The sequence below is a fragment of the Achromobacter sp. ACM03 genome, from assembly GCF_014851665.1.
GTDB lineage: Bacteria > Pseudomonadota > Gammaproteobacteria > Burkholderiales > Burkholderiaceae_B > Achromobacter > Achromobacter aegrifaciens.
Window position 1 is genome coordinate 62,170 of sequence record NZ_JACVAD010000012.1, and the last position, 26,655, is coordinate 88,824.

24 protein-coding genes are annotated in these 26,655 nt (G+C 66.0%); 2 read left to right on the forward strand and 22 right to left on the reverse strand.

What is annotated here, in order from left to right; genetic code table 11:
- Positions 1-119: 119 nt before the first annotated feature.
- From hisC to ndk, 9 genes are read right to left on the reverse strand one after another with little or no spacing between them, the layout of a single operon-like run.
- Positions 120-1,193 carry a histidinol-phosphate transaminase gene (hisC, locus tag IB257_RS30810; RefSeq protein ID WP_175182240.1) on the reverse strand — a complete coding sequence of 358 codons (1,074 nt, stop codon included), beginning with the start codon at positions 1,191-1,193 and terminating at the stop codon, positions 120-122.
- Positions 1,194-1,196: 3 nt separating this feature from the next.
- Entirely contained in the window at positions 1,197-2,549 is a 1,353-nt protein-coding gene (gene der, locus IB257_RS30815; RefSeq protein WP_054458654.1) for a ribosome biogenesis GTPase Der, read from the reverse strand.
- A gap of 25 nt (positions 2,550-2,574) precedes the next feature.
- Positions 2,575-3,732 carry an outer membrane protein assembly factor BamB gene (gene bamB / locus IB257_RS30820; protein WP_054458655.1) on the reverse strand — a complete coding sequence of 386 codons (1,158 nt, stop codon included), beginning with the start codon at positions 3,730-3,732 and terminating at the stop codon, positions 2,575-2,577.
- A 5-nt stretch (positions 3,733-3,737) separates the two neighbouring features.
- Positions 3,738-4,376 (reverse strand): tetratricopeptide repeat protein, encoded by a 639-nt coding sequence (locus IB257_RS30825; protein ID WP_192493316.1) that lies wholly within the window; start codon positions 4,374-4,376, stop codon positions 3,738-3,740.
- Between the two features lie 3 nt (positions 4,377-4,379).
- Complete coding sequence (hisS, locus tag IB257_RS30830) at positions 4,380-5,666, reverse strand: histidine--tRNA ligase (RefSeq protein WP_119450758.1); 1,287 nt, start codon at positions 5,664-5,666, stop codon at positions 4,380-4,382.
- A 54-nt stretch (positions 5,667-5,720) separates the two neighbouring features.
- Positions 5,721-7,007, reverse strand: coding sequence for a flavodoxin-dependent (E)-4-hydroxy-3-methylbut-2-enyl-diphosphate synthase (gene ispG / locus IB257_RS30835; RefSeq protein WP_054458661.1), 1,287 nt, complete (start codon positions 7,005-7,007; stop codon positions 5,721-5,723).
- A 16-nt stretch (positions 7,008-7,023) separates the two neighbouring features.
- The gene (locus tag IB257_RS30840) at positions 7,024-7,518 is read right to left on the reverse strand and encodes a helix-turn-helix transcriptional regulator (RefSeq protein ID WP_054458663.1); all 495 of its coding nucleotides are present in this window, start codon (positions 7,516-7,518) and stop codon (positions 7,024-7,026) included.
- The gene (rlmN, locus tag IB257_RS30845; RefSeq protein WP_054458665.1) at positions 7,515-8,669 is read right to left on the reverse strand and encodes a 23S rRNA (adenine(2503)-C(2))-methyltransferase RlmN; all 1,155 of its coding nucleotides are present in this window, start codon (positions 8,667-8,669) and stop codon (positions 7,515-7,517) included. The genes IB257_RS30840 and rlmN overlap by 4 nt, the downstream gene beginning before the upstream one ends.
- Before the next feature lie 44 nt (positions 8,670-8,713).
- Complete coding sequence (ndk, locus tag IB257_RS30850; protein ID WP_006393972.1) at positions 8,714-9,139, reverse strand: nucleoside-diphosphate kinase; 426 nt, start codon at positions 9,137-9,139, stop codon at positions 8,714-8,716.
- Between the two features lie 341 nt (positions 9,140-9,480).
- Between ndk and IB257_RS30855 the strand changes: the two genes are divergently transcribed.
- Positions 9,481-12,375: a valine--tRNA ligase gene (locus tag IB257_RS30855; RefSeq protein WP_192493317.1), complete on the forward strand. Its 2,895-nt coding sequence runs from the start codon at positions 9,481-9,483 to the stop codon at positions 12,373-12,375.
- A gap of 76 nt (positions 12,376-12,451) precedes the next feature.
- On the opposite strand, the gene trmD is transcribed toward IB257_RS30855, so the two are convergent.
- The 3 genes from trmD to rpsP form a co-directional block, all read right to left on the reverse strand.
- Entirely contained in the window at positions 12,452-13,276 is an 825-nt protein-coding gene (trmD, locus tag IB257_RS30860) for a tRNA (guanosine(37)-N1)-methyltransferase TrmD (protein ID WP_192493318.1), read from the reverse strand.
- Complete coding sequence (gene rimM / locus IB257_RS30865; protein WP_054458671.1) at positions 13,276-13,893, reverse strand: ribosome maturation factor RimM; 618 nt, start codon at positions 13,891-13,893, stop codon at positions 13,276-13,278. Before rimM ends, trmD begins: the two co-directional genes overlap by 1 nt.
- A gap of 89 nt (positions 13,894-13,982) precedes the next feature.
- Complete coding sequence (gene rpsP / locus IB257_RS30870; RefSeq protein WP_054458672.1) at positions 13,983-14,243, reverse strand: 30S ribosomal protein S16; 261 nt, start codon at positions 14,241-14,243, stop codon at positions 13,983-13,985.
- A 423-nt stretch (positions 14,244-14,666) separates the two neighbouring features.
- Between rpsP and IB257_RS30875 the strand changes: the two genes are divergently transcribed.
- Positions 14,667-15,248 (forward strand): hypothetical protein, encoded by a 582-nt coding sequence (locus tag IB257_RS30875; RefSeq protein WP_054458674.1) that lies wholly within the window; start codon positions 14,667-14,669, stop codon positions 15,246-15,248.
- Between the two features lie 72 nt (positions 15,249-15,320).
- On the opposite strand, the gene IB257_RS30880 is transcribed toward IB257_RS30875, so the two are convergent.
- From IB257_RS30880 to IB257_RS30925, 10 genes are all read right to left on the reverse strand, one after another.
- A complete protein-coding gene (locus IB257_RS30880; RefSeq protein ID WP_119450750.1) occupies positions 15,321-15,590 on the reverse strand; it encodes a sulfurtransferase TusA family protein in 270 nt (89 codons plus the stop codon).
- On the reverse strand, positions 15,590-18,214 hold the full coding sequence (alaS, locus tag IB257_RS30885; protein ID WP_192493319.1) for an alanine--tRNA ligase: 2,625 nt from the start codon (positions 18,212-18,214) through the stop codon (positions 15,590-15,592). The genes IB257_RS30880 and alaS overlap by 1 nt, the downstream gene beginning before the upstream one ends.
- Positions 18,215-18,295: 81 nt before the next feature.
- Complete coding sequence (locus IB257_RS30890; protein WP_233564563.1) at positions 18,296-19,306, reverse strand: type II secretion system protein; 1,011 nt, start codon at positions 19,304-19,306, stop codon at positions 18,296-18,298.
- Positions 19,307-19,350: 44 nt separating this feature from the next.
- On the reverse strand, positions 19,351-19,971 hold the full coding sequence (locus IB257_RS30895) for a type 4 pilus major pilin (RefSeq protein ID WP_054458681.1): 621 nt from the start codon (positions 19,969-19,971) through the stop codon (positions 19,351-19,353).
- Between the two features lie 61 nt (positions 19,972-20,032).
- On the reverse strand, positions 20,033-21,169 hold the full coding sequence (locus IB257_RS30900; protein WP_054458682.1) for a hypothetical protein: 1,137 nt from the start codon (positions 21,167-21,169) through the stop codon (positions 20,033-20,035).
- On the reverse strand, positions 21,162-22,913 hold the full coding sequence (locus IB257_RS30905; protein WP_119450752.1) for an ATPase, T2SS/T4P/T4SS family: 1,752 nt from the start codon (positions 22,911-22,913) through the stop codon (positions 21,162-21,164). Before IB257_RS30905 ends, IB257_RS30900 begins: the two co-directional genes overlap by 8 nt.
- Positions 22,910-23,407, reverse strand: a complete 498-nt coding sequence (locus tag IB257_RS30910) for a hypothetical protein (protein WP_119450753.1) — start codon at positions 23,405-23,407, stop codon at positions 22,910-22,912. The genes IB257_RS30905 and IB257_RS30910 overlap by 4 nt, the downstream gene beginning before the upstream one ends.
- A complete protein-coding gene (locus IB257_RS30915) occupies positions 23,394-24,716 on the reverse strand; it encodes a hypothetical protein (RefSeq protein ID WP_225589320.1) in 1,323 nt (440 codons plus the stop codon). The genes IB257_RS30910 and IB257_RS30915 overlap by 14 nt, the downstream gene beginning before the upstream one ends.
- Positions 24,717-24,718: 2 nt before the next feature.
- Positions 24,719-26,305, reverse strand: a complete 1,587-nt coding sequence (locus IB257_RS30920; RefSeq protein ID WP_119450754.1) for a type II secretion system protein GspD — start codon at positions 26,303-26,305, stop codon at positions 24,719-24,721.
- Positions 26,302-26,655: toxin co-regulated pilus biosynthesis Q family protein (locus IB257_RS30925; RefSeq protein WP_192355292.1), on the reverse strand; the 354-nt coding region annotated here is incomplete at its 5' end. The genes IB257_RS30920 and IB257_RS30925, both read right to left, overlap by 4 nt.

Genomic DNA, 26,655 nt, shown 5'->3' on the forward strand with positions numbered 1-26,655 from the left:
TACTTCTGTACTGGTGGGGTACGCCGAAACTTGTACTCTACAGGGTTTTCCCGGCCCGTGCTACTTGGGCAGGAAGCAAAAGTGACACCAGAGTTTTCCGACTGGAAAGCTGCTGCCGCTCAAGCCTGCAGGACCTCCGCAAGCGCCTTCAACAGTAGTTCGCACTGCTCGTCGGTGCCCACGGTAATTCGCAAAAATTGATCGATGCGTTCATGGCGGAAATGACGCACGATGATGCTGCGCTCGCGCAAGGCGGCAGCCAGACCGGCGGCATCCTTGTTGGGGTGCCGTGCGAACACGAAGTTCGCGGCCGAGGGCAGCACCTCGAAGCCCAGGGACTGCAGCCCCTCCGTCATCCGCGAACGGGTGTCGATCACGGCCTGGCGGGTGCGTTCAAAGTACTCCACGTCTTCCAGGGCCGCCACCGCTCCCGCAGAGGCAAGACGGTCGATGGGGTAGGAGTTGAAACTGTTCTTTACACGCTCAAGCCCGTCGATGAGTTCGGCGCTGCCTACGGCAAAACCGACGCGCAAGCCCGCCAGCGAACGCGACTTGGACAGCGTCTGCACCACCAGCAGATTGTCGTAGCGGTCCACCAAAGGAATGACGGACTCTCCGCCAAAATCCACGTAGGCCTCATCCACCACGACGACCGCGTCGGGATTGCCGGCCACGATGCGCTCGACCTCCGCCGCGCTGAGGGCGCGGCCGGTGGGCGCATTGGGATTCGGGAAGATGATGGCGCCCGCCTGCCCCTTGGCGCCGGGCAGATAGTCTTCGACTGCGATGCTGAAATCGGCCGTCAGCGGCACCGTTTCGTACTGGATGCCGTACAGGCCGCAATAGACCGGATAGAAGCTGTAGGTAATGTCCGGAAAGCGCAGCGGGCGTTCATGCTTGAGCAACGCCAGGAAGACATGCGCCAGCACTTCGTCGGAGCCGTTGCCCACGAAGACCTGGCCGGGCTGCACACCGACCGTGCCGGCGATGGCCTGCCGCAGGCGGTCGGACGAAGGGTCCGGATAGAGCTTAAGGGTGTCGTCGCAGGCCGAGCGGATCGCGTCGAGCACCCTGGGCGACGGGCCGTAAGGATGCTCGTTGGTGTTCAACTTGACCAGATTCTGAAGCTTGGGCTGCTCGCCCGGAACATACGGACTGAGCGTCCCGACCACGGGACTCCAGAAGCGGCTCATGGATCAGCTTTCCTGCGTGTAGGGGTTGTGCGAAGACTTGAATTCGATGCGCAGCGGCGTACCGGCCAGGTCGAACGCATTGCGGAAGCGCGTTTCCAGGTAGCGGCGATAGGAGTCCGGAATGGCGTCCAGCGCATTGCCGTGGATGACGACCAGCGGCGGGTTCTGACCGCCCTGGTGCGCATAGCGCATCTTGGGACGGAAGATACCCTTGCGGGGCGGCTGCTGCTGTTCGACAGCGATCTGCAGCTCGCGCGTCAGCTTGGGCGTGGACAGCTTGGCGAACGCCGCGGCGTGCGCCGCGTTGATCGACTTGAGCAAGGGCTTGACGCCCTGCCCGCGCAGCGCCGAAATGGTGTGCATGCGCGCGAACGACAGGAAGCGCAGCTTGCGCTGGAATTCGCGTTCGATGCGTTCCTTGGCTTCGCCGTCCAGGCCATCCCATTTGTTGATGGCCACGACCACGGCGCGGCCCGTTTCCAGCACGAAGCCTGCAATGTGCGCATCCTGCTCGGAGATCTCGGTCTGCGCGTCCAGCATCAGCAGCACGACGTTGCTGGCCTCGATGGCCTGCAGCGTCTTGATGACAGAGAACTTCTCGACCGCCTCGAATACCTTGCCGCGCTTGCGCAGGCCTGCGGTATCGATCAGCGTGTAGCGGCGGCCGTCGCGCTCGAAGTCGATCTCGATGGCGTCGCGGGTCGTGCCCGGCATGTCGAACGCGATCACGCGCTCTTCGCCCATCAGGGTATTGATGAGCGTGGACTTGCCCACGTTGGGACGGCCGACGATGGCCAGCTTGATGCGGTGATCGTGCTCAGCCTCTTCGAATGCGTCTTCCTCGGCGGGCGGCTCGGCCAGGTCCTGGAGCGCCAGCTCGATCAGGTCGACGATGCCATCGCCGTGCGCCGCGGAAATCGGATAAGGCTGACCCAGCCCGAGCTCATGGAACTCGGAAATGGCGCCGCTGGCGCCCATGCCTTCCGCCTTGTTCACCGCCAGCAACACGCGCTGCTGCCCGGACTTGCGCAGCAGCTGGGCGATTTCGTGGTCATGGGCATTGATGCCCGCACGGGCATCAACCAGGAACACCACGACATCGGCCTCGGCGATGGCCTGCCGGGTCTGGCGGGCCATCTCCAGCAGGATGCCGTCCTTGGCGACGGGCTCGAAACCACCGGTATCGATGACGATGAAGGGGATCTCGCCTACCCTGCCCTCGCCGTAATGGCGATCGCGGGTCAGGCCGGAGTAATCGGCCACCAGCGCGGCGCGCGATCGCGTCAGGCGGTTGAATAGGGTCGACTTCCCCACATTGGGGCGGCCGACCAGGGCGACGACAGGCTTGAAAGACACGGTGTAAGGCTTTGTTCTATAGGTTTTAGTTGGCGCCGATCAGGACGAGGTTGCCATTACCCGTCTGGACCAGCACACCTTGGGAAGTAGTCTGCGGCGGCGAAACCACTGGACCACCGCCCACCGACAGGCGCGCCATCAGGCTGCCGTCGCTGCGCGACAGGAAATGCACGTAGCCGTCCAGGTCGCCCACTGCCAACGCACCGCCGAGCATGGCGGGCGCGGTGACCTGGCGGTTCTTCAAGGCCGCCTGCTTCCAGACGTTGCCGCCATTATCCAGCGCAAAAGCGTTGATCACGCTGTTCTGGTCCGCCGCATAGGCGAAGCGCTCGTCCAGCGACAGGCCGCTGACGCTGGAGAAGTCCTTGGCCCACATCGGGCGGCCGCCGGCCGTGACGTCGAAGCAGACGATACGTCCCTGGTAGGCCACGCCGCAAAGCAGATTGCCCGCGATACGGGGCGCACCGACCACGTCGGTCAGGCGCTCCAGGTCGCTGGCGCCGCGCGGCGTCGCCACGGTGCCTTCCCATTGCACGTTACCACTATTGGAGGCAATGGCCATCAGTTTGCCGCCCGGCAGGCCGGTAATGACCAGGCCTTCGGCCAGGACCATCTGCGACACGCTGCGCAGAGCCAGCGAGGGGCCGGGACGCTGCACGTTCCAGACGCGTTCGCCGCTGTTGGCGTCGAAGGCCTGGATGCGGTAGTCGCCGCTGCGGACCACGACGATGCCATAGCCCACGACGGGCGGAATGGTCACGTCGCTGGTGGCACGAACCTTCCACTTCACCTTGCCGGTGTCGTCAAAGGCAATGACGTCGCCGTTCGGCGAGGCCACAGCGGTGGTGGTGCCATCGCTGCCGGCGCCGGCGGACAACTTGCCGTCGACACTGGCCTTCCAGATGGCACGGCCGCTTTGCAGGTCGAATTTGCCGACCGAACCATCGGGCGTGGCGGCGTAGATGGCGTCGCCCAACACCGTGGGTGCAAAGCCCAGTCCGGAACCGCTGCCGACCGAGACGCTCCAGACCTGGCGCACGGACATGCCGGCCTTGTATTCGGTCAGGGGCGCGGGATCGTAGCGGCCGTCATCATGGGAGAACATGCCGCATCCGCCCAGGGCGAGCAAGCCCGCCAGGCAAACGGCGCCACGCCACGTACGGCCAGGTGCAAATTTACGCATTACAGTCACGCTCCGCTCAGGGCATCCAGTTTCAGTTGCACAACCTGGGTCAAGGGATTTGCCGTACCCAGGCCATCGATGGCGCTTTGCCAGGCGGCGCGCGCTTCCTCGCGCTTGCCCTGCGCGGCGAGGATATCGCCGCGGCGATCCGCGTACAAGGCGGCGAAGGCTGCCGGCGGGTTGGTCAGCTGCGCCAGGGCGGCATCGTATTGCTTCTGGTCCAGCAGCATGCCGGCCAGGCGCAGGCGCGCCACCGACTGCATGGACGGGTTCTTGCCCTGGGCAGCCAGCCATTCCAGCTGCTCGCGGGCGCCGGCGTCATCCTTTTGGGCCTGCAGCGCCTGGGCCGCCACCAGCGCGCCGCGCGCGGCGTAGCCGGTGGACGGATACTGCTCGCGCAGCGTGGCCGCGGCGGTCTTGATGCGGACCGAGGAATCGGCGCCACCCAGGCGCGCCGCGTCTTCCAGCGCTTCGAAGTAGCCCATGGCCTGGTTGGCGCGGTGCGATTGGTAGGCCTTCCAGCCCCACCAGCCGCCCCAGGCCAGCGCCACCGCCGCCACCAGCGTGACCACCAGGGTGCCGTAGCGCGCCCACCACGCCTTGATTGCGTCGAGTTTTTCCTGTTCTTCGAGATCGTATGCCATGCATTAACCCTTGTTATTCAATACGTCGGCCAATCCCGCCAACGGGACTTGCTGTTGGGCCGATTCGCCCTGCGCCTCGGCGCGCAGGAACTTGACGCTGGCCGTCTGCGCAGCCACTTCGTCGGCGCCAAGAATAACCGCAACACGGGCGCCGCTGGCATCGGCGCGCTTGAATTGCGACTTGAAGCTTGCGGGACCCGCATGCACGATGACCGACAGGCCGGCATCGCGCAGGTCTTCACCGACCCGGGCGGCCAGGCGCTGCGCCTCTTCGCCTTGGTGCACGACGTAGACGTCGCACTCGGCCGGCTGTTCCACCTGCACGCTCTGCTCCCAAAGGTCCAGCAGGCGCTCCATGCCGATCGCAAAGCCCACCGCGGGCGCGGGCTTGCCGCCCAGCAGCTCGATCAGGCCGTCGTAGCGGCCGCCGCCGCACACGGTGCCCTGGGACCCGAGGCGGTCGGTGACCCACTCGAACACCGTGAGGTTGTAGTAGTCCAGCCCGCGCACCAGGCGCGGATTCAGGCGATATTCGATACCGGCGTCGGCCAGGCGCTGGCACACGCCGTCGAAGTGCGCGCGCGACTCCTCGCCCAGGAAGTCGAACAGGCGCGGCGCGCTGTCGGCCATTTCCTGCATGGCGGGGTTCTTGGTGTCGAGGACGCGCAGCGGGTTGCTGTACATGCGGCGCTGGCCGTCTTCGTCCAGGATGTCGCGGTGCTTTTCCAGGTGCTCGATCAGGGCGGCGCGGTGAGCGGCACGCTCGGCCGGCTGGCCCAGCGAATTCAGCTCCAGGCGCACGTCGGTCAGGCCCAGCAGCTTCCAGAGGCGGGCCAGCATGACGATGAGTTCGGCGTCCACGTCGGGACCGGCAAAGCCCAGGGCCTCGACGTCGATCTGGTGGAACTGGCGGTAGCGGCCGCGCTGTGGGCGCTCGTGGCGGAACACGGGGCCGATGGAATAGACGCGCTGCGGGCGGTCATAGAGCAGGTTGTGCTCGATGGACGCGCGCACGATGCCCGCGGTCATTTCCGGACGCATGGTCAGCGATTCGCCGTTGAGCGCATCGGTGAAGGTGTACATCTCTTTTTCGACGATGTCGGTCACTTCGCCGATGCCGCGCGCGAACAGGCGCGTATGCTCAAGCACGGGCGTACGCACATTGCGATAGCCGTAGCCGCGCAGCCAGCCGCGCACGATTTCCTCGAATTGCTCCCAGCGGGCGCTGGCCCCTGGCAACAGATCATTCATGCCGCGTATGGCGGCGACTTTCTGGAAAGCTTGAGTCATCTTGATCATGCCGCATCGCGCGCCGGCAAGCGCGCTAGCAGCCACACCCTTACTTTAGTGAGAGGCAGGCGCGCCATAGCGGCGCGCGACGTAGTCTTCGACAATGGCCTGGAACTCTTCGGCAATATGGTCGCCCTTGAGCGTGACCGTGCGTTCGCCGTCGACGAACACCGGCGCCGCCGGCACTTCGCCAGTGCCGGGCAGGCTGATGCCGATATCGGCATGGCGGCTTTCGCCCGGCCCGTTGACCACACAGCCCATGACCGCGACGTTCATGCTTTCGACGCCGGGATACTGGGCGCGCCAGAGCGGCATCTGGCGACGCAGGTAGGTCTGGATGCTGTCGGCCAGTTCCTGGAAGAACGTGCTGCTGGTGCGGCCGCAGCCGGGGCAGGCGACGACCATGGGCGTGAACGCGCGCAGACCCATGGTCTGCAGGATTTCCTGCGCCACGATCGCTTCGCGGCTGCGGTCGCCGCCGGGTTCGGGCGTGAGCGAGATGCGGATGGTGTCGCCGATGCCCTGCTGCAGCAGCACGGCCAGCGCGGCGGTGGAGGCCACGATGCCCTTGCTGCCCATGCCGGCTTCGGTCAGGCCCAGATGCAGCGGGTAGTCGCAACGCGCGGACAGGTCGCGATAGACCGCGATCAGGTCCTGCACGTGGCTGACCTTGCAGGACAGGATGATCGCGTCGCGCCGCAGACCAAGCTCTTCGGCGCGCTGTGCGTTGCTGATGGCGGACACCACCAAGGCATCGCGCATCACGGCCTGCGCTTCCCACGGTTGGGCGCGCAGGTTGTTCTCGTCCATCTTGCGCGCCATCAGTTCGTGATCCAGGCTGCCCCAGTTCACGCCGATACGCACCGGCTTGTCGTAGCGGCAGGCCACTTCGATCATCTGCGCGAAGTTGTCGTCGCGGCGCTTGCCCCCGCCCATGTTGCCGGGGTTGATACGGTACTTGGACAGCGCTTGCGCGCATTCCGGGAACTGGGTCAGCAGCTTGTGGCCGTTGTAGTGGAAATCGCCCACCAGCGGCACGTTCACGCCCATGCGGTCGAGCTGTTCGCGGATGGCGATGACTTCACGCGCGGCTTCAGGGGTGTTCACCGTGATCCGCACCAGCTCGGAGCCGGCCTGGGCCAGCTCCTTGACCTGGATGGCGGTGGCAATGGCGTCCGCCGTGTCGGTGTTGGTCATGGACTGGACCACGACCGGGGCGTCGCCGCCGATCTTCACGACACGGTCGCCCCACTTCACCGCCACCGAACGCGTGGCGCGGCGCTCAGCCGCCCCCACGGAGGGAGGCGGGGCATCCTGGCAAGGCAGAGAGGATTCTTGCATCGGTGGAACCGGGTTGTTACTTGGTCGACTTCGGCAGCCAGTCCGACGGCAGCCAGTGCTGCGGCAGCCAGCCTTGCCAGAAGGCATACGCCACGCCGGCGGCCAGCACCAGCACGATGGCAATGAGCCAGCCCCAGGAGGTCGAGGACGAACGGTCGTCGTCGGCGCCGGACTGGGGAATGGAATGCGCCGAATGCAGCGCGCCCGGGCTGAGCTTCACCGGGCCGGTGACGCGCGCCTTGGGGTCGAGCGAATCGACGATGGTTTGCGAGTCCGCGCCCAGCAGACGCGCATAGTTGCGTACCAGGCCGCGCAGCGAAACGCCGGTGGGCAGGTTGGCCCACTGCTCGTTTTCCAGGGCTTCGATCTGCTTCGTGGAAAACTTGATGCGGCTGGACACTTCGTCGAGCGACCAGCCCTTGGACTGGCGCAGCGCGCGCAATGCCGAGCCGATGCCTCCCGCAGCGCCTGCGGGCGTTTCTGAAACTGCCGAAGCGAAATCCTGCGTCATGCGTGCACCTGTTTAATTGGTATGGTCTGGCGCTGTGCGGCGTTCCGTTCGGTGATCCGGGTACGGTCGCGCACTTCTCCGGCCAGTTGGCCACAGGCCGCATCGATATCGTCACCCCGGGTCTTGCGGACGGTGGTGATGATGCCGGCGTCCATCAGACGCTGCGCAAACACCTTCACCCGCGCCGAGTTCGAGCGCTTCAGGCCGGACTCGGGAAAGGGATTGAACGGGATCAGATTGAGCTTGCAGCGCAGCTGGCGTGCAATTTGGATCAGTTCCTTGGCGTGCTGGTCGGTATCGTTGATGCCGTCCAGCATGCAGTATTCAAAAGTGATGAAGTCGCGCGGGGCGAACGCCAGATAACGTTCGCAGGCCGCCAGCAACTCCTTCAGCGGATATTTCTTGTTCAGCGGCACCAGCTCGTCGCGCAGCGCATCGTTCGGCGCATGCAGGGACACGGCCAGGGCCACGGGACAGTCCTGCGACAGGCGGTCCATCATGGGGACCACGCCGGAGGTGGATACGGTGACGCGGCGGCGCGACAGGCCATAGGCATTGTCGTCCAGCATCAGGCGCAAGGCGGGCAGGACCTGGTCGTAGTTGAGCAGGGGTTCGCCCATGCCCATCATGACCACGTTGCTGATGACGCGGGTGTCTTCGGTGGCGCGGGCGCTTTCCAGGCGGGCGGTGCCGATGTCGGCCTCCAGCACGCGCTTGGCCCACCACAGCTGGCCGATGATCTCGCTGGTCTTCAGGTTGCGGTTGAAGCCTTGGTGCCCGGTCGAGCAGAAGCGGCAGTTCACCACGCATCCGGCCTGGCTGGAAATGCATAGCGTGCCGCGGTCGTCCTCGGGAATGAAGACGGTCTCGATGGCATTGCCCTGTCCCACGTCGAACAGCCACTTGCGGGTGCCGTCGGTCGAGCGCTGCTCGATGTTGACGGGCAAAGCCTCGATGCGGCAATGCTGCGCAAGCTGGCCGCGGAATTCGCGGGCCAGGTCGGTCATGGCGTCGAACGAATCGGCGCCGCGCTGGTGCATCCAGCGCTGCAACTGGCGGGCCCGAAACGGCTTGCCGCCCCACTTTCCGACCAGTTCGGACAGGGCGGAGCCGTCAAGCCCCAGTAGATTGATTCGTTCGACGGATTCCATGACCTGGGTAAAACTCAAAAACTAGAACAGATGTTCCGCGAGAATCAACGGCTGTGGATGTTGATTTCGGGGAAGAAGAAAGCGACTTCGACAGCGGCCGTTTCCGGAGCGTCCGAGCCGTGCACGGCGTTGGCGTCGATGCTGTCGGCGAAGTCGGCGCGGATGGTGCCAGGAGCCGCCTTCTTGGGGTCGGTGGCGCCCATCAGGTCGCGGTTCTTCAGGATGGCGTCTTCACCTTCCAGCACTTGCACGAACACCGGGCCGGAGATCATGAAGTCGACCAGGTCCTTGAAGAAGGGGCGTTCCTTGTGCACGGCGTAGAAACGCTCGGCGTCGGCGCGCGACAGCTGGGCCAGGCGGGCGGCGATAACCTTCAGGCCGGCTTGTTCGAAACGGCCGACGATCTGGCCGATGACGTTCTTGGCGACGGCGTCGGGCTTGATGATCGAGAGGGTGCGTTGAATGGACATAAGAACTCCAAAAACTGATTTCTGACTTGGTTTCTGTGAATTGCCTGGCGTGGATCTGCGCTTGTCGGTGTCACCCTTGAAGCGTCATCGCGCTGTTGGCGCACGGGGCGGTCCGAAACGAATGCATGTTTCGGGCCGTCCCGAACCACTGGTCCAAGGCAGGGATTCGACACTGCCTACCTGTCGGACTCACCCGGAATCCTCAATGAATTCAGGGACTTCTAAAAGGTTTACAGTAACCCGGTATTCTAACACGCTGAGAAGACCGCATTACATCTTAAAATGTGCGGTTTGCCGCCCGCGTCCCTAGCCCGGGCGCCCCTGTTTGCCGGAACCCTGCAATGACTCAAGCTGCTCCCCCGAACGCCGCGAACGCCGCGAGCGATACCCAGGAACTCTCCAAGAGCTTCGAACCCTCCGCGCTGGAATCCCGCTGGTACGCCGAGTGGGACAAGCGTGGGTACTTCCAGGCGGGCCAGCATGTAAAAACGGGGACCGAAAGCCAGCCCTACGTCATCCAGTTCCCGCCGCCCAACGTGACGGGCACCCTGCACATGGGCCACGCCTTCAACCAGACCATCATGGACGGCCTGGTGCGCTACCACCGCATGCTGGGCGACGACACCGTATTCATCCCCGGCACCGACCACGCCGGCATCGCCACGCAGATCGTGGTTGAAAGACAGCTGGACGCCGAGAAGGTTTCCCGCCACGACCTCGGCCGCGAGAAATTCGTGGAAAAAGTGTGGGAATGGAAGGAAAAATCCGGCAACGCGATCACCAGCCAGGTCCGCCGCCTGGGCGCTTCGGCCGACTGGCCGCGCGAGTACTTCACCATGGACGACCGCATGTCGCGTGGCGTGGTGGAAACCTTCGTGCGCCTGCATAAACAGGGACTGATCTACCGCGGCAAGCGCCTGGTCAACTGGGATCCGAAGCTGCTGACGGCCGTATCCGACCTGGAAGTGGTTTCCGAGGAAACCGACGGCCACATGTGGCACATCCTTTACCCCTTCGTCGACGGTCCGCAAACCATCGTCGACAAGGACGGCCAGACCGTCACGCTGCGCGGCCTGACCATCGCGACCACCCGCCCAGAGACCATGCTGGCCGACGGCGCGCTGTGCGTGCACCCCGAAGACCCGCGCTACAAGCACCTGGTCGGCAAGCTTGTCGAACTGCCGCTGTGCGACCGCAACATTCCCATCATCGCCGATGATTTCGTCGACCCCGAGTTCGGCACGGGCTGCGTGAAGATCACTGGCGCCCACGACTTCAACGACTACGCCTGCGCGCTGCGCCACGATCTGCCCATGATCGTGATCTTCACGCTGGATGCCCACATCAACGAGAACGGCCCCGCGCAGTTCCAGGGAATGGAGCGCTACGTGGCCCGCAAGGCCGTGGTCGCGCAACTGGAAGCCGAAGGCTATCTGGTCAAGGTCGAGGCGCATAAGATGATGCAGCCCAAGGGCGACCGCACCGGCGTCGTGCTGGAGCCGATGCTGACGGACCAGTGGTTCGTGGCGATGAGCAAGCCCGCCCCCGAAGGCACGCTGAATCCGGGCAAGAGCATTACCGAGGTTGCACTGGAAGTCGTGGCCGACGGCCGCATCCAGTTCTATCCGGACAACTGGACCACCATCTACAACCAGTGGCTCAACAACATCCAGGACTGGTGCATTTCGCGCCAGCTCTGGTGGGGCCACCAGATTCCGGCCTGGTACTCGGAAGACGGCCAGGTCTTCGTCGCGCACGACGAAGCCGAAGCCACGGCGCAGGCCCGCGCGGCCGGCGTGACTGGTGAGCTCAAGCGCGACCCGGACGTGCTGGACACCTGGTTCTCGTCGGGCCTGGTTCCCTTCACCACGCTGGGCTGGCCGGAAAACACGCCGGACCTGCAGCGTTACCTGCCGTCCAGCGTGCTGGTCACGGGCTTTGACATCATCTTCTTCTGGGTGGCGCGCATGGTGATGCTGACCACCCACCTGACCGGCCACATCCCGTTCAAGCACGTCTACGTGCACGGCCTGATCCGCGACGCGGACGGCCAGAAGATGAGCAAATCCAAGGGCAACACGCTGGATCCGGTCGACCTGATCGACGGCATCGACCTGGACGGCCTGGTGGTCAAGCGCACCTACGGCCTGATGAATCCGAAGCAGGCCGGCGCCATCGAAAAGGCCACCCGCCGCCAATATCCGGACGGCATCCCGGCCTTCGGCACCGACGCGCTGCGCTTCACCATGGCGGCTTACGCCACGCTGGGTCGCAACATCAACTTCGACCTGAAGCGCTGTGAGGGCTACCGCAACTTCTGCAACAAGCTGTGGAACGCCACGCGCTTCGTGCTGATGAACACCGAAAGCCACGATCTGACTGGCCCGGAAACCGGCGAAACATCCTTTGTGGACCGCTGGATCGTCAGCCAGCTGCAAGCGCTGGAAGCCGACGTGGCGCGCGGCTTTGCCGACTACCGCTTCGACAACATCGCCAATTCGCTTTACCGCTACGTGTGGGACGAGTACTGCGACTGGTACCTGGAACTGGCCAAGGTCCAGATCCAGACCGGCACGCCGGCCCAGCAACTGGGCACGCGCCGCACGCTGATCCGCGTCCTGGAAGGCGTGCTGCGCCTGGCGCACCCGATCATTCCGTTCATCACGGAAGAGCTCTGGCAAAAGGTGTCGCTGGTGGCCGGCAAGCGCAAGGAAGGCGTCGCCGACAGCGTCAGCGTCCAGCCCTACCCGCAGGCCAACCCCGCCGCGATCGACACCGCCGCCGAAGCCGACGTGGCCGAACTGAAGGCGCAGGTCGAAGCCGTGCGTGCGCTGCGCGGCGAAATGAACCTGTCGCCCGCCCAGAAGGTGCCGCTGTGCGCGCAGGGCGATGCCCCCACCCTCACCCGCAACGCGCCATACCTGGCTGCGCTGGCCAAGCTGAGCCAGGTCGAGGTGCTCGACGCCCTGCCCGACGCCGGCGCGCCGGTCCAGGTCGTGGGCGGCAGCCGCCTGATGCTGCACGTCGAAATCGACGTAGCAGCGGAACGCGTGCGCCTGGACAAGGAAATCGCGCGCCTGGAAGGCGAAATCGCCAAGGCCAACGGCAAGCTGTCGAACGCCAGCTTCGTCGAACGTGCGCCGGCCGCCGTGGTCGAACAGGAAAAGGCGCGCATGGCGCAGTTCGGCGAAACCCTGGACAAGGTGCGTGAACAGCGCGCCAAGCTGGGCAACTAAGCCCCATCCCAGCACTGGAAACAAAAAACCCCGGAACGTTGTTCCGGGGTTTTTTATTTCATCCGAAAAGGAAGCGTCAGGAAGTCGCGGGCGGCTTGGGCCGGGATGGCCGGCGCCGCTTGGCTGGCTCCGGCAGCGGCTTGCCCGCCAGCTCGGCCAGATAACGCTCGTCGGCCAGGGTGAGCACCCCTTTTGCGCGAGCAGCCTCGATCAATTCAGGACGCCGCGCCGCGGTCAACTCCAGCGAACGCTCACGCCGCCAGCGGGCGATGTTCGCGTGATGCCCGCTAAGCAAGGGCCCGGGCACGGGCTCGCCTTCGTAAACTTCGGGGCGCGTGTAGTGCGGACTATCCAGCAGGCCAGACAAGGCGTCGTTGAACGAATCCTGCAGCGCGGACTCGCCATCATTGAGCACGCCGGGCAACAGCCGCACGGCGGCGTCGATCACGGCGAGCGCGGCGATCTCTCCGCCAGACAGCACGAAATCGCCCAGCGAGATTTCCTGCGTGACGCAGCGCGCAATGAAACGCTGGTCCACGCCTTCGTAGCGGCCGCAAATGAGGATGAGCCCCTCGCTTGCCGCCAGGGATTCGGCGCCCGCCTGATCGTAGCGCCGGCCGACCGGAGCCAGCAGCGCGACAGGGGCGCGACCCAGGCCTAGCGCGGCGCGCGCGTCCTGGGCGGCGTTGACGGCGGCTTCCAGAGGCCCCGCCATCATCACCATGCCGGGGCCGCCGCCGTAGGGGCGGTCGTCCACGGTACGGTGCACGTCGTGCGTGAAATCACGGGGATTCCAGGCATGCAGGGACCACCGGCCCTGGGCATGCGCCCGGCCGGTGACACCCAGGTCCCGCACTACCCCGAACATTTCGGGAAAGAGCGTAACGACGTCTATACGCATCAAATATCCGCCGGCCAGTCGCTGTCTATGCGGCGAGCTGACAGATCGACGGCGTGTATGTGCGCGCGCACGAACGGAACAAGCATTTCGGCGGGCCGGCCCTTGGCGTTCAGGACGGGCTCGGGGCCTTCAGCCCCAGCCTTCTGGCGCAAGACCCTCAGCACGGCATGAGCGCCGTTGTCGAGAACCTCGTCGACCACGCCCAAGAGCGCAGGCTCACCGTCGGCGCTGGTGTACAGCGCGCAACCGATGAGATCGACCCAGTAGTATTCGTCTTCCTCTGGCGCAGGGAAGGATCCCCGCGGCGCCTGCACGGAACAACCGCGCAGGGCTTCGGCCTGATCGCGATCCGCAATGCCCGCCAACTGGGCCACCACGGTGGCCCCTTGCGAACGGACTTGCACGACCTTGTATGCGACAGGCGCAGACGCGACAACGCCCCGCGCCAATTCAGGCACAGGGCGAGTCAACCACCATTGAGATGCTGAGAGCAGCACTTCGGCATTGGCCGAATGCGGCTGCACTTTGACCCAGCCTTTCACACCGTAGGCTGCACTGATGCGGCCCAGCTCGATCAAATCCGTCGGCGCCGCGTTGGAGGTTGCGGCATCAGGCATGTATCGTGCTCTTGGTAACTATGAAGCAGCTATGAATGGCAGCTTTTAAAGCGCGGTAAAGCTCAGGGCTTGGTCTGCGACGCGGGCAATTAAGCCGCGGCGGAAACCTTAGCCGAGTATTCTTTGACCAGACGCTCGACAGCGGGCGACAGTTGGGCGCCGTTGCTGGTCCAGTGCTGCACGCGATCCAGCGCAATGCGCAGGGCTTCCGTGCCTTCGCTGGCTACGGGGTTGTAGAAACCCACGCGCTCGATGAAACGGCCGTCGCGACGGTTACGCGAATCGGTGGCCACCAGGTTGTAAAACGGACGCTTCTTGGACCCACCGCGGGCCAGGCGAATCACCACCATAGGTAATCCCTTGAATTAGTTGTGAAAAACGGGAAATTCTAGCACTTAAACAGGCCGGCTGGCAAATGGCAGTGCTGAATTGTGCGTAGCGGCGCGATTTGTATCCTAAAACACCACATCCGGGTATTCTACAAACACGGGCCGGGGCCCGCGCCGCAGTTCGAAGTGTAGCCGCCCTGCCCCGCTCTTGCTTGTCTTAGTGCGTCAGAACTCAGTGCGTGTGAAGAAATAACCCGATTGAGGAGATCGGTTTTATGTCGACCTACGCAAGACCCCGCGCTTTGATCTTCCCTGCCGCCTGTCCACGGCGCCGCCACCGCACCGGCTTCAAACCATCCCCCTGAGGGCGGCCTTTCGGCCACCTGCTCCCCCATTTTTTCGGCGTTTTTTCCCCAACTTCCTCTAACCGGAGGGTGCACCACCATGAAGAACCAGAAATCAGTCTTCACCCCTGTTGCGCGCCTGGCCCTGGCGGGCTTGCTGGCGGGTACGTTGGCCATGCCGCTTGCCGCCTCGGCCCGAGTCGTGGGCGCCGCCCTGACGACCGCCTCCGGCAAGGTCACCGCAGTGGATCCAGCCACCCGGACCATCACGCTGCAAGGCGAAAACGGCAATAGCGTGGACATCCAGGCTGGCCCCAATGTCCGCAACTTCCAGCAGATCAAGCCTGGCGACACGCTGACCCTCGACTACTACGAGTCGGTGGCGGTGGACGTACGCCCGGCCGGGTCCGGCATTCCGGAAGTGAAGACCGAAACCGCGGCAACCCGCAACGCCAAGGGAGCCATGCCCGGCGGCGCAGCCGGGCGCCAGACCACCATCACCGCCGAAATCTGGCACATCAACAAGAGCGCCAACCTGGTGACATTGAAGGGACCGCAAGGGGGCATGCGCACCATCCAGGTCCAGGATCCCGCCTTGCAGGCGCGCCTGCAGCAATTGAAAGAAGGCGATCTGGTGGACTTCACGATCACCCGGGCTGTCGCCGCCGCCATCCGCAAGTAATCGGCACTCTCCCCATGAGAAAAGGCCCGCCTTGCGGCGGGCCTTTCGCATGGGGAGTACTGCTGGCTACGGTCAGCGCCGCCGCAGGAAATGCACTCCGCGGCCGTCGACCTCCTGTTGTGCGACCAGCGCATTGCCCGTCTGGCGGGCAAAGGCCTGGAAGTCGCGGATTGCGTTGCGATCCGTGGTGATGACGCGCAACACTTCGCCGCTGGCCATCTGCGCCAAGGCCTTCTTGGCGCGCAGGATGGGCAGCGGGCAGGTCAAGCCGCTGGCATCGACTTCCTGCTCGAAGGACGGCGCCTGCGCGCCGCCATCAAGACTTGTATCCGCGCCGCTCATCACAGACGCTCGTCCACCCATTTCTGCACGCTGGCGATCGCCGCGGGCAAGGCCGCCAGGTCGGTGCCGCCGCCCATGGCCATGTCCGGACGGCCGCCACCCTTGCCGCCCACCTGGGCCGCCACGAAACCAACCAGGTCGCCCGCCTTGACACGGCCGGTCAGGTCGGCGGTGACGCCGCCCACCACGCTGATCTTGCCGTCGGCCGAACCCGTGGCCAGCAGCACGACCGCGGGCTTCAGGCGGTCCTTGAGGTTGTCGACCATGCCGCGCAAGGCCTTGGGGTCCACATCGCCGATGCTGGCAGCCAGGACCTTGATGCCCTTGACCTCAACTGCGGCGCTGGTCGCCAGGTCGTTGCCGGCGCTGGCGGCAAGCTTGTTGCGCGACTGTTCCAGATCCTTTTCAAGGCTCTTGACCTGTTCCTGCACCTGCGCGATGCGCGCCGGCAGATCCGCCGGCGTGCTACGCAGCATGCCGGCAACCTGGGTCAGCAAGGCATTCTGGTGCTGCACCCAGGCCAGCGCGTTGTCGCCGGTGATGGCTTCGACGCGGCGCACGCCCGCGGCCACGCCGCCTTCGGACACGATCTTGAACAGGCCGATGTCGCCCGTGCGGCTGACGTGCGTGCCACCGCAGAGTTCGCGCGAGAAGCCGATATCGAGCACGCGGACGGTGTCGCCGTATTTTTCGCCGAACAGCGCCATGGCGCCGCCCTTGACCGCGTCGTCATAGCCCATGACCTGCGCCACGGTAGGCTGGTTGGCCAGGATCTCGGCGTTGACGATGGCTTCGACGCGCGCGATCTGCTCGGCCGTCAGCGGGGCGTCCTGGGCGAAGTCGAAGCGGGTCTTGTCCGGATCCACCAGCGAACCGCGCTGCTGCACGTGCGCGCCCAGCACCTGGCGCAGCGCCTTGTGCATCAGATGGGTGGCCGAGTGGTTGCGCACGGTGCGGGCGCGGCGGACGGCGTCCACGCGGGCAAGCAGCGTATCGCCCACGGACAGCGTGCCGGACTCCAGTTCGCCGTGATGGCCGAAAACGCCGGCCTGGATCTTCAGGGTGTCGGCCACGGCGAAACGCACGCCGTCGGCTTCCAGCAGGCCGGTGTCCCCAACCTGGCCACCCGACTCCGCGTAGAACGGCGTGGCGTCCAGCACGACGACCGCGCTCTGGCCCGCCTTGACCTGCTGCACCTGCGTGCCGTCGACGTACAGGGCCGTGACTTTGACGCCATCCAGCTCGAGCTTTTCGTAGCCTTCGAAGCGCGTGTCCGCGCCTTCGTAGCTCAGTCCTTCGGCCATCTTGAACTTGCCGGCGGCGCGCGCCTGGTCGCGCTGGCGCTCCATGGCGACCTCGAAGCCGGCCATGTCCACATCCACTTCGCGTTCACGGCAGATGTCGGCCGTCAGGTCCACCGGGAACCCGTAGGTGTCATACAGCGTGAACAGGGTCGTGCCGTCCAGCTGACCGCCCTTGGGCACGTTGGCCAGGGCCGAGTCGAGGATGCGCATGCCGTGTTCCAGCGTTTCGCCGAAGCGCTCTTCTTCCTGCTTGAGCACCTGGGCGACGCGGTCGGCCGTGGCCGCCAGTTCCGGATAGGCCTCGCCCATTTCGGCGACCAGGTCCGGCACCAGGCGATGGAAGAACGGCTTGGTCTGGCCCAGCTTGTAGCCGTGGCGCAGCGCGCGGCGGACGATGCGGCGCAGCACATAGCCGCGGCCTTCGTTGCTGGGAATCACGCCGTCGACGATCAGGAACGAGCAGGCGCGGATGTGGTCGGCGATGACCTTGAGCGAATTGTCTTCCAGGTTCTTGATGCCGGTTTCGCGCGCAGCGGCGGCGATCAAGTGCTGGAACAGATCGATTTCGTAGTTGGAATGCACGCCTTGCAGCACGGCGGCGATGCGTTCCAGGCCCATGCCGGTATCGACACAGGGACGCGGCAGGCGCGGCATATTGCCGGCGGCATCGCGTTCGAACTGCATGAAAACCAGGTTCCAGATCTCGATGTAGCGGTCGCCGTCTTCCTCGGGCGATCCCGGGGGGCCGCCCCAGATTTCAGGACCGTGGTCATAGAAGATTTCCGAGCACGGGCCGCAAGGACCGGTGTCCGCCATCTGCCAGAAGTTGTCCGAGGCGTAGCGCGCGCCCTTGTTGTCGCCGATGCGGATGATGCGCTCGGTCGGCACGCCGACTTCCTTGGCCCAGATGTCGTAGGCTTCGTCGTCTTCCTGGTAGACGGTGACCCAGAGCTTCTCGGCGGGCAGCTTGTAGACCTGGGTCAACAGCTCCCAGGCGTACTGGATGGCGTCGCGCTTGAAGTAGTCGCCGAAGCTGAAATTGCCCAGCATTTCGAAGAACGTATGGTGGCGGGCGGTGTAGCCCACGTTCTCCAGGTCATTGTGCTTGCCGCCGGCGCGCACGCTGCGCTGCGACGACGTGGCGCGCGTATAGGACCGCGATTCCTTGCCCGTGAAGACGTCCTTGAACTGGACCATGCCCGAATTGGTGAAGAGCAAGGTCGGGTCGTTGCCGGGGACGAGCGACGACGAGGGAACAATGGTGTGTCCCTTGGACTTGAAGAATTGCAGAAACTGCTGGCGAATCTCGGAGGATTTCATCGTGGGCGAAGCAGAATTTAGGCGAATTTTTGATTATAGAGGGTTGGCGGGCATCCCAGGAAAAGAGGCCGCACGGCAGCCTCAGCGCACGCAGACGTAACCTGTGGTCCGGCCCATCGCCTCGTTCCAATCGTCCCGCCCGGAAACTGCCACGGGCGTATAGCCGCCAGGGCAGGAGCAAGCGCCGGTGCGGGGATTCACTGTGGAACGGTTGCAACCAAACGGGAAATTGAGGCTGAACGCCCCGCCGAAGCCGCCGCTTGCCGGTGCCCAGACCTGGGACTGGCAGGTCAGCAGTTCCCCCTGTGCCGAGGTGGCTATGGTGCCGGACGAGACGCCACATGACTGCCCCACGCTGGCGCGCGCGCCGACCGTCAGATAGGAGCCGACCTGCGCCGAGGATGCAACGCTCAGTTCACCCTGCAGCTGCGGATCGCGCGTATCCCGTATCCGGACATAGCGCTCCAGATCCGGCCCGCCGGTCCCGGCTCCCGCCCACAGGGCGAGCGTGCCCGGCGCATAGGCCGGCCCGCCGGACGCCAGGGGATTGGCGAAACTGAATGCCGCGCCGCGCACCAGACCCGGCGTCGCCGGCCACACCGCCCCGGCGTAGCCGCCAGCGGCATCGATCACGGCGGCGATGGCGGTCAGATCCGGCGTTTGCGTCCCCGTTTTGATCAGAGGCGTGGCGCTGTAGACCAGTCCGTCCATCCGGCAACGTTCGCCAGGGCACGCCTGCGAGCGCGCGATCCGGATCTGAGCCGAGAAGCCCAGGGCGGAACGGTCGGGAAAATCGGCGGGCAACAGCCCCAGTCCGCGCAATTCACCCACGGTGGGCGCCAGTGGATCCGCGAACAGCGGACTCCCCTGTTCGCTGCGGGGCACGTCTCCTTGGGCGAGGATGGTGGAGTGCCGCGCCAGCACCGCCGTTACCGCCAGGCGGATCTGCGTCAGCCATACGCCGGCGGCACGGGCAGCGGCATCTTCGATCCGCTGCACCACCTGGCCTGAGGCCCAGATGGCCGCCATGGCGCTCAAGGCCAGCGCCACCACCAAGCCCGGCAACGAAAAGCCGCGTTGTCGCAGCCGCACGGCAACACGCTGCGATCGAGCAGCCGGGATACGCGCGAGCCGGCTCATTTTGCGAGGAACACAAAGGTGTTGACGTCGCCCGGGCTGCATTGGGCCTGAGCCAAGGCCGCGCGGTAGGGCACGCTGGGCGTCGCGAACGCATCCTTCACGACCCGGAGGCCGCCTCCCCCGCCGCCTATCGAGATGGTCTCGGACATCCGTTGCAGCACCGAGGCGAGCGACGGGCATGCTGCCTGGCTGACGTTGGTCAGCTTGATGGAGAATGCGGAACCCTGCCCCGCGCTGCCGAACGAGGCGGCGGCGACCTCGACCACCCCATTGCCTCCGACGCCGCTGCCGCCCAAGCCATGGGCAATGCGCGCCGCGCCCCCTGTCCCGTCGACGGCCAGGACGCTGGATTCCCGCAGCGCATTGGCCATGGCGCCCGTGTCCAGACCGGCATAGGGCGTGACCCCGCCGCCTTGCGCATTGGTCTTCATGCTGGCGATGAAACGCTGCAGTTCCTCGCCCACTTTGGGAACCTTGTTCTCCACGACATAGGCGCCAATGGCCGGAATGCCAACGATCGCGATCAACAGGACGATGGCGGTGACGATGGACACCTCCATCAATGAAAAGCCCCGCTGCCGCTTGGCGCGTAATGGGATTGCGTGGACTTGGTGCATGCTTGCTCTCCTCGTGAAAAAAGCACGCAGGCGAATAAGCGCCGCATGCCTGATGCAGCCCCTATTGGCTTGCATAGAAATTGGTCAACGCCTGGCGCAGTTCGTCGATCACGGCGTAATGCCAGAGCGTGATGCCCAGCACGCCGGCCACGGACGTGAGCAGCAATGCCCAGCGCAACACCGACGCTTGACGACGCACCCGCGCCAGCAGGCGCGACTCGACGCGCAGCCGCACCTGCGCAAGCCCGGCCTCCATGCCCAGGGCGTCCATCATGTCGGCCATGTACCACCAGGTATCCGCGTCCAGCAGCCCTGTGCCGAAAATCTCCGGCCCCGTCTGGCCGCCGTCTATCCGTCCCAGCATGTCCAGCAGATGCGCATGCATCCAGGGAACCGTATCCCGGGCCTGCACGGCCAGGGCTCGCCTGAGGCGGGTGTCGGCCGCGCCGTGCTGCCTGACCAGCACGGCCAGCAACGCAAGAAAGCGGATGGCGTGGAAATCGCGGTAGAGCCTCCAGAGCAGCCAGCGGTCCAGCCGCGACCGCGCAGCGCCCGTGTAGCGCGGCAGCGACCACAGGCACAGCAAGGCCAGGCCCAACAACAGCACCAGCCACAGGGCCAGCCATTGCCTCAGGCCTTGGGACAGCGCGAACAGCGCGCGGGTCATGCGGCCGTACTCCTCCGCCGGCACGGCCTGGAACACCTGCTGCAAGCGCGGCACGCTGAAAAAAGGAATGGCGCACAGCAAGGCGAATGCGACGGCTGCCGCCGCAAGGCCCGCCGCCGCGGCCGAGACCAGCGCCAGCCACGCATCCGACGCCAGCCGTACAGCCCTTGCCACGTCCCGCAACGCGGCGGACAGATCGCCGCCTTCTTCCTGCACGCAGCTGAGCAGCACGCATTCACTGGACGGCAGCGTGTCCGTCCAGGCCACGCCCAGATCGCCGCCGGCCTCCAGATACATGCCCGCCCAATGCCTCGACAGCCGGCCGCGCACGGTATCCTCGCCATGACGGCGCGCATCGTCCTCGAAGACGTCGCGCAAATTCTTACGGCCCTGCGTTCCTTCGACCAGGTCGGCCAGATACTCGTAGTAGTCCGCTCGCCCCGCACGAAAGCGCAGCGCGTCCAGGCGCAGCGACAGCGTGCGACCCGAAGGCAGGCCGAGGAAGGGTCGCGCCAACAGCGGCTCAGCCATGGCCGCCCCCGCCGGGTCCAGCGCTCTGCGCAGGCAAGACTGCTGGAAAGTCGAAGCGGCGCAGCAGCACGCGGGGATCGACCTCGCCACGGCTGACCTTGTACAGGGCGCAGTCCCGCGCTAGCGCGCCGCGCGCGGCCTCGCTGCGCCAGGCGGTGGGCCCGGCAGCCTCGGCCTGGCGCTTGAGCCCCACGTTATCGCGCGTACGCACCCGCTCAAGAAAGCCGTCGACGCGCTCGGGCTCGAGCATTTCCGCCGCCACGCTACGGCCTGCGATGCCGTTCAACTCAGGCAATTGCGGGCGCCTGCAAGCGCTGCAACCTGCGGCATTCCTGACCCGGAGCGCGTCAGGATCCAGCAGGAACTCATGCTGCAGCCGTTTCAACCATGCCTGCCATTCGGGACGTTTACCGCTCCCGGCGGATCTGGACCACAGACTGTCCACGGGCAGCGAGCAATGGCTGCACAAGCGCGGCAGCAAGGTCTGGTAGACCAGCAACTTGAGGATGCCTGGCGTAGCCAGAAAATCGCGCGACACGCCGATCGAATCCGACGCCAGGCGTTCGGGTATCAGCACGGCGCCCGCGGCGTGGGTGGTGGTGTACAGGCTGACGCCCGAGCCGGCCAGATCCATGAACGCACGGCCGGTATCGGCGTCCCGGATCTCGCCGATCAGCAGATCGTTCATCGCCGAGCGCTTGATGGTCTTGAGCTTGGCGTCGAACGCGGGCCAGGCGGATTCGGCCAGAGCGCCTCCCAGGGTATTCTGCAAGGCGTTGTCGATGACGTATTCGACCGGATCTTCCAGCGTGATGGCCTTGCGCGTGGGCGCGATGCCCCGCATCAGCGTCGCGATGGTGGTTGACTTGCCGGAGCCAACCACGCCCGCCAGCACGATGGCCCCGCCCTCGCGTTCGCGCGCCCGTGCCAGCGTTTCGACCTGCGTGGGCAGATAGCCCAACGCGAGGAGATCAGCGTTGGCGGTCGCGTCCAGCCGCAAGATGCGCAAGCAGACCGAGGGGCCGGCATCGGCGGCCAACGAGGCCCAGCGCAGCACGATAGGCACGCCATCGATGTCCAGCCCGATGCGCCCTTGCTGCTCCAGCGCCGGGTCGAACACCGCGCCGTTGCCTCCCCTGACATCCATCCAGGCCACCGCCAGGACCTCCAGCAGCGTCGCATTGGACAGGCCCGCAAAGCGTTCCGTACTGACGTATTCCCCACCGATGGTGTAGCGGATCTCGCAGGCAGCGCGCCGCCGGTTGACGTTGATGTGCACGTCGCTCGCTCCTTGCGCCACGCCCCAGCGCACGATATCCAGGAACATTGCGGCGAGGGCCGAGGCGCGCTCTTCCTGCCGCTCCTTGCCGCGCCCGGCGCACGCTGGCTCCGCCAGCTGGCCGCGTGCGATCATCAGCAGCAGCGGCGCGGGCAACTGATAGCGCGGTACTTGCGCCAGCCGGTAACCGCGCGCCCGCACCATGCGCTCGACCTCTTCGATCTGGTCGCCCTCCGTGTAGTCCTTGACCGCGAACACGGCGACCTCGCCGTTTTCGAGCAACACGGGGCACAGCCTGCCCGCGAGCGCCGCAAGATCGAAATCGCGCCCCAGCGCACGCGCGAACGCGGGCTGCAGACGGGCGATGTCGTCGGCTGTTTGAAGCTGAGGCGGCTCCCAAGCCGCCGCCGTGGAAAGCGCCACCGCGCGATGCGCCGCGACGGACGGCAAGGCATGCACAGTCATGGCCGTCCCCTGCCCGCATCGACGCAGGCGGTGCGTTCGGTATCGCCGCGGCGCAGCCTTACGCAACTGTCGTCGATGGCCAGCAGCTGATAGGCGCGGCCATCGACAGCTCCCGCGACGGGTTCGCCCCTGCCCGCCTGGTAGCGGAGCACGGCGCCATTGACGGCGATATCGGCGCTCAAGCGGCGCGCGAGGCCGAAGATCGCCATCACCCGGATATCGTCCGATGCCCTGGCCGGCGGCGTCGCCTGCGCCACGGACTCGGGTCCGGGACGGCACAGACCGGGGACGCGGCAGTCCGCCAGGGCGGCCGCAGCATCCGCGCGTAGCAAGGCGCGCACGGTTTCCGTCTCTGGCCAGGGCCGCGGTTCGTCGGCGCTTTGCGGTGACGGTTGGCCATGAGCGGCCGGAACCAAAGCGGCCGACAAGAGCAGACGCCCGATGAATCCTGCCGCGGGATTCGGGCGCGTGGCGGCGCCCCTATTCCTGTTCATAAAGTTCTCCCTGTAGTTCGGCTACCAGCGTGCTGGAAACCAATGTGGGCCGGGGTTGCGCCTGGATGTCCAGCGACAGGCGGGACCATCTGGCCGCCGCGACGGCACCGTCCAGAAGCGCGAAGGAACGCAGCGGCCCCCGCAAGGTGATGGCGCGGCTGCGAATGGCAGGTTGCAACGGCATCGGGGCGTCGATTTGGCCCGCGACGGGTTGAGACTGCACTGGCAACGGCAGCGGCAACGCGGCCGCGAGGATCACCGACGTAAACGCCGCCCGCATGCGTTGCAGCGCAGCGATCAGCCCGGTATCGACCTGCAGCGATGAGGGCAGCGCCAGGTCCGCAAGCATCACCGGCGAGGACGCCATGCGCCATGACAGCGTGGCTTCTTCCAGCGGCTGGAATGTCACCTGCCAGCCTGCGGGCCGCAGCGCGTGCAGCACATCGTTGGCCGCCTGCGGGTGCGCCCTGATATAGACCGCGGAGCAGTTCCAAGCCTGCTCCCCGGCAAGGCAGCGCGCGCGGCTCAGCGCCCAACCGCGCACCTGTATGGGCAGCTTGCCGACGCCGTCCAGCAAGCGTGCAACTTCGGCAGGAGCGTGGGCCACAGTGTTTTGCAGCAGGGTCAGATGCGGATCCCGCTGCGACGGGAGGTCCTGCGCAGCGGCCGAATCGGGCGATGCGCGGTCCGGCCTCAGCGCGGGCAGACCGTCCCATATGGGCGGAGCGACAGCGGCAAGCGCGACGCAGGCCAGGAACAAGCGAAACGCGAGCGGCAGTTCGGCCCAGCGCGAGGACAAGACGACCAACTGCGCGGCCGGGTCCGCCGCCTGCATCAGCAAGGCCCAGGCCTCCTCGGCGTCCCGCGCCTGCAACGCGGGGCGCCGGGCGCACAACAACGCCTGTTCACGCAAGGCTTCGTCGAGCGTGGCGTATACCCTGTCGGCCTGCGACAGTACGGTGCCGCGCTGCGCCGCCACCAGCCAATGCCCGCCGCCCGGCAGGCTGATCAGGCTATGGCCCCCGTCCGGATACAACAAGGCGTACAACTGCGCGGCAGCCTGGATGTGCCCCTGCCTGCGCCGCCCCGCCCGCGGACCGCTGCGCCACGATGAGCGCACGCGGCCATAGCCGGCCACCATGGCCGGCGCCCCGCCCACGACATAGTGGCTGGCCCGCAGGCGGCGCCCGCGCGAACGGGCCAGCGCGGGAATGTTGGAGCCGATCAGGGCGAACCAGCGCAGGCCGAACGCCAGGCTGCGGCCAGTATCTGGAACCTCAAGCAACAAGGTGGGAGGGACGCGTTCCATGCCTAGTACCCTTCCTCGACCTGGGCGGTTACCAGTACCAGGGTTGTCGTGCGTTCCGAGGCGGCGCTGTCCAGGCCGCCAGTAATGAGCGGCAGACTCGGCGCAAGCCGTTGGCGGTCATGCTGTTCCTGGCCGCGATCGAAACCGGAAACGATGATGGGCTGGCCGGGGCGCAGCTCGACCTGCTGCACCGTGCCGTTGCCGTCGATCGTGACCTGCTGGACCTGCACCTGGTTGCCGCGCTCGCCGAACGTGATGGTCTTCAAGGGCTGGGCAACCGCGTTGTCGTAGGCCAGCGACAACAGGATCTGGCCGTCCTCCTGGATGTCCGGCAACAGCGTCAGGAACGAACCTACTGTTTCTTCCTTTTGGCTGATGGATACCGCGGGCAGCGTACCGTTGGCGCCCCCCGCCGTGGTGCCTGGGACCGCAGTGCTCTGCACCCGGTCGATGTAGCTGAATGTCGTTCTTACCGCATGCGTAACCGGACGACGGTTCAGGGTCAGGATGGGCACCTTGTTGTGCCGCACGACCGCGCCCATGGTGCTGAGCGCGGAGATGATGGCCTGAGAGCCTTGGTATGGCCCCCTGGCCGCGGAAGCCTCCAGGCTGCCCCCGCCCGATCCGGCTCCAGGCACCGCCAACCGCGCCGCCGCTCCCGCCGCGGCGTAGACGATGTTCCAGTCGATGCCGCCCGAAACGGCGTCGTTGGCAACGACCGTGATTTCCTCGAACACCAGCCGCACCCGACGGGTCAGCGCCTTGTTCTCGCGCTCGAGGTAGCGGGCGACGCGCTCGAGCGCTTCGGGCGTATCCGTGACGACAATCGAAGTGGAACCCTCGACCGCTTCGGCGACCACGCCGGAACGTGTGAGGAACGGCACGATGTTGGCGCGCAGGACGGCCATCGCGTCATGCTGTCCCGCCGATAGGGAGGTATTGGACGTGCTCTCGAAGCCTTCGCCCTCGGGGCTGCCTTCGCGGCCCAGGCGCACGTCCACTTTGCTGCTCAGCGACAGCGCGCGCAAATCAAACACGCGAGTCTCGGTGCGGTAGAACTCGAGCGCGTTGTGCTCGTAGCGCCAATGCACCGAGAAGCGCGCGGCCAGCGTGTCGAGCAAGTCGGCCAGCGGCTGCGCGCCCGCGCGGATCTCCAGGCTGGCGGGGGCCGGCACGGACAATGCGCCATTGACGGCCAGCCGGGGCAGGAACAACTCCAGCGGCAGCAAGGCGTCGGGGCGCACTCGCACTGCAATGCCGGTGGCGGCGCTCAGGCGCTGGGCGAGCATCGGCAGATCGGCGTCGTCGGCCAGTATCAAGGTTGTCCGCAGGTTCTCGCGCAATGCGGGCGGCAGCGCCACTTCTCGCGCCAGCGGCTGCGGTTTGCCGGCAAGCCAAGGCATGGCGACATCCTGGGCCGCGACGCGCTTGGCGCGATCCGACAATCCTTCGGTGAAGGCCTGATGGCTGGCGGCCACCTGGGCTTGACGCGCGTTCGCCGCGCGGCGCTGGTCCGCAACCTGCTGCGACACCGCGCAGCCGCCCAATACTCCGCAGGCAGCCGCACTCAAGAACAGTTTGCGCATCATGTCGCGGCCCCTCCTGGCGCAGCCATGCGCGTGCAGGACTGTGCCAATGGCACCACGCGCAGGACCCGGTTGCCGTAGAAGCATGGCTGCAGGGGCCTTTCGGCGAGTTCCGTGGCGCCCAGCAGTTCGCGCACGGCCGACTTGAAGTCGCCGGAGAATTCGGCCGTTGCCGACAAGGGAATGTCCACGTCCACGGCCCAGTGCTGCGGCTGGAAGGTCCAGCCCGCCAGATCCGACCAGCGCGCCAGCACGGCACGCAGCGTGGCGTCCGGCGGCGCCGCGCGGTAGACGGGCTGCGGCGCTGAGACCGGCGCCGATGCGACGCCGGCGGCCGGGGCCGACGCAACGCC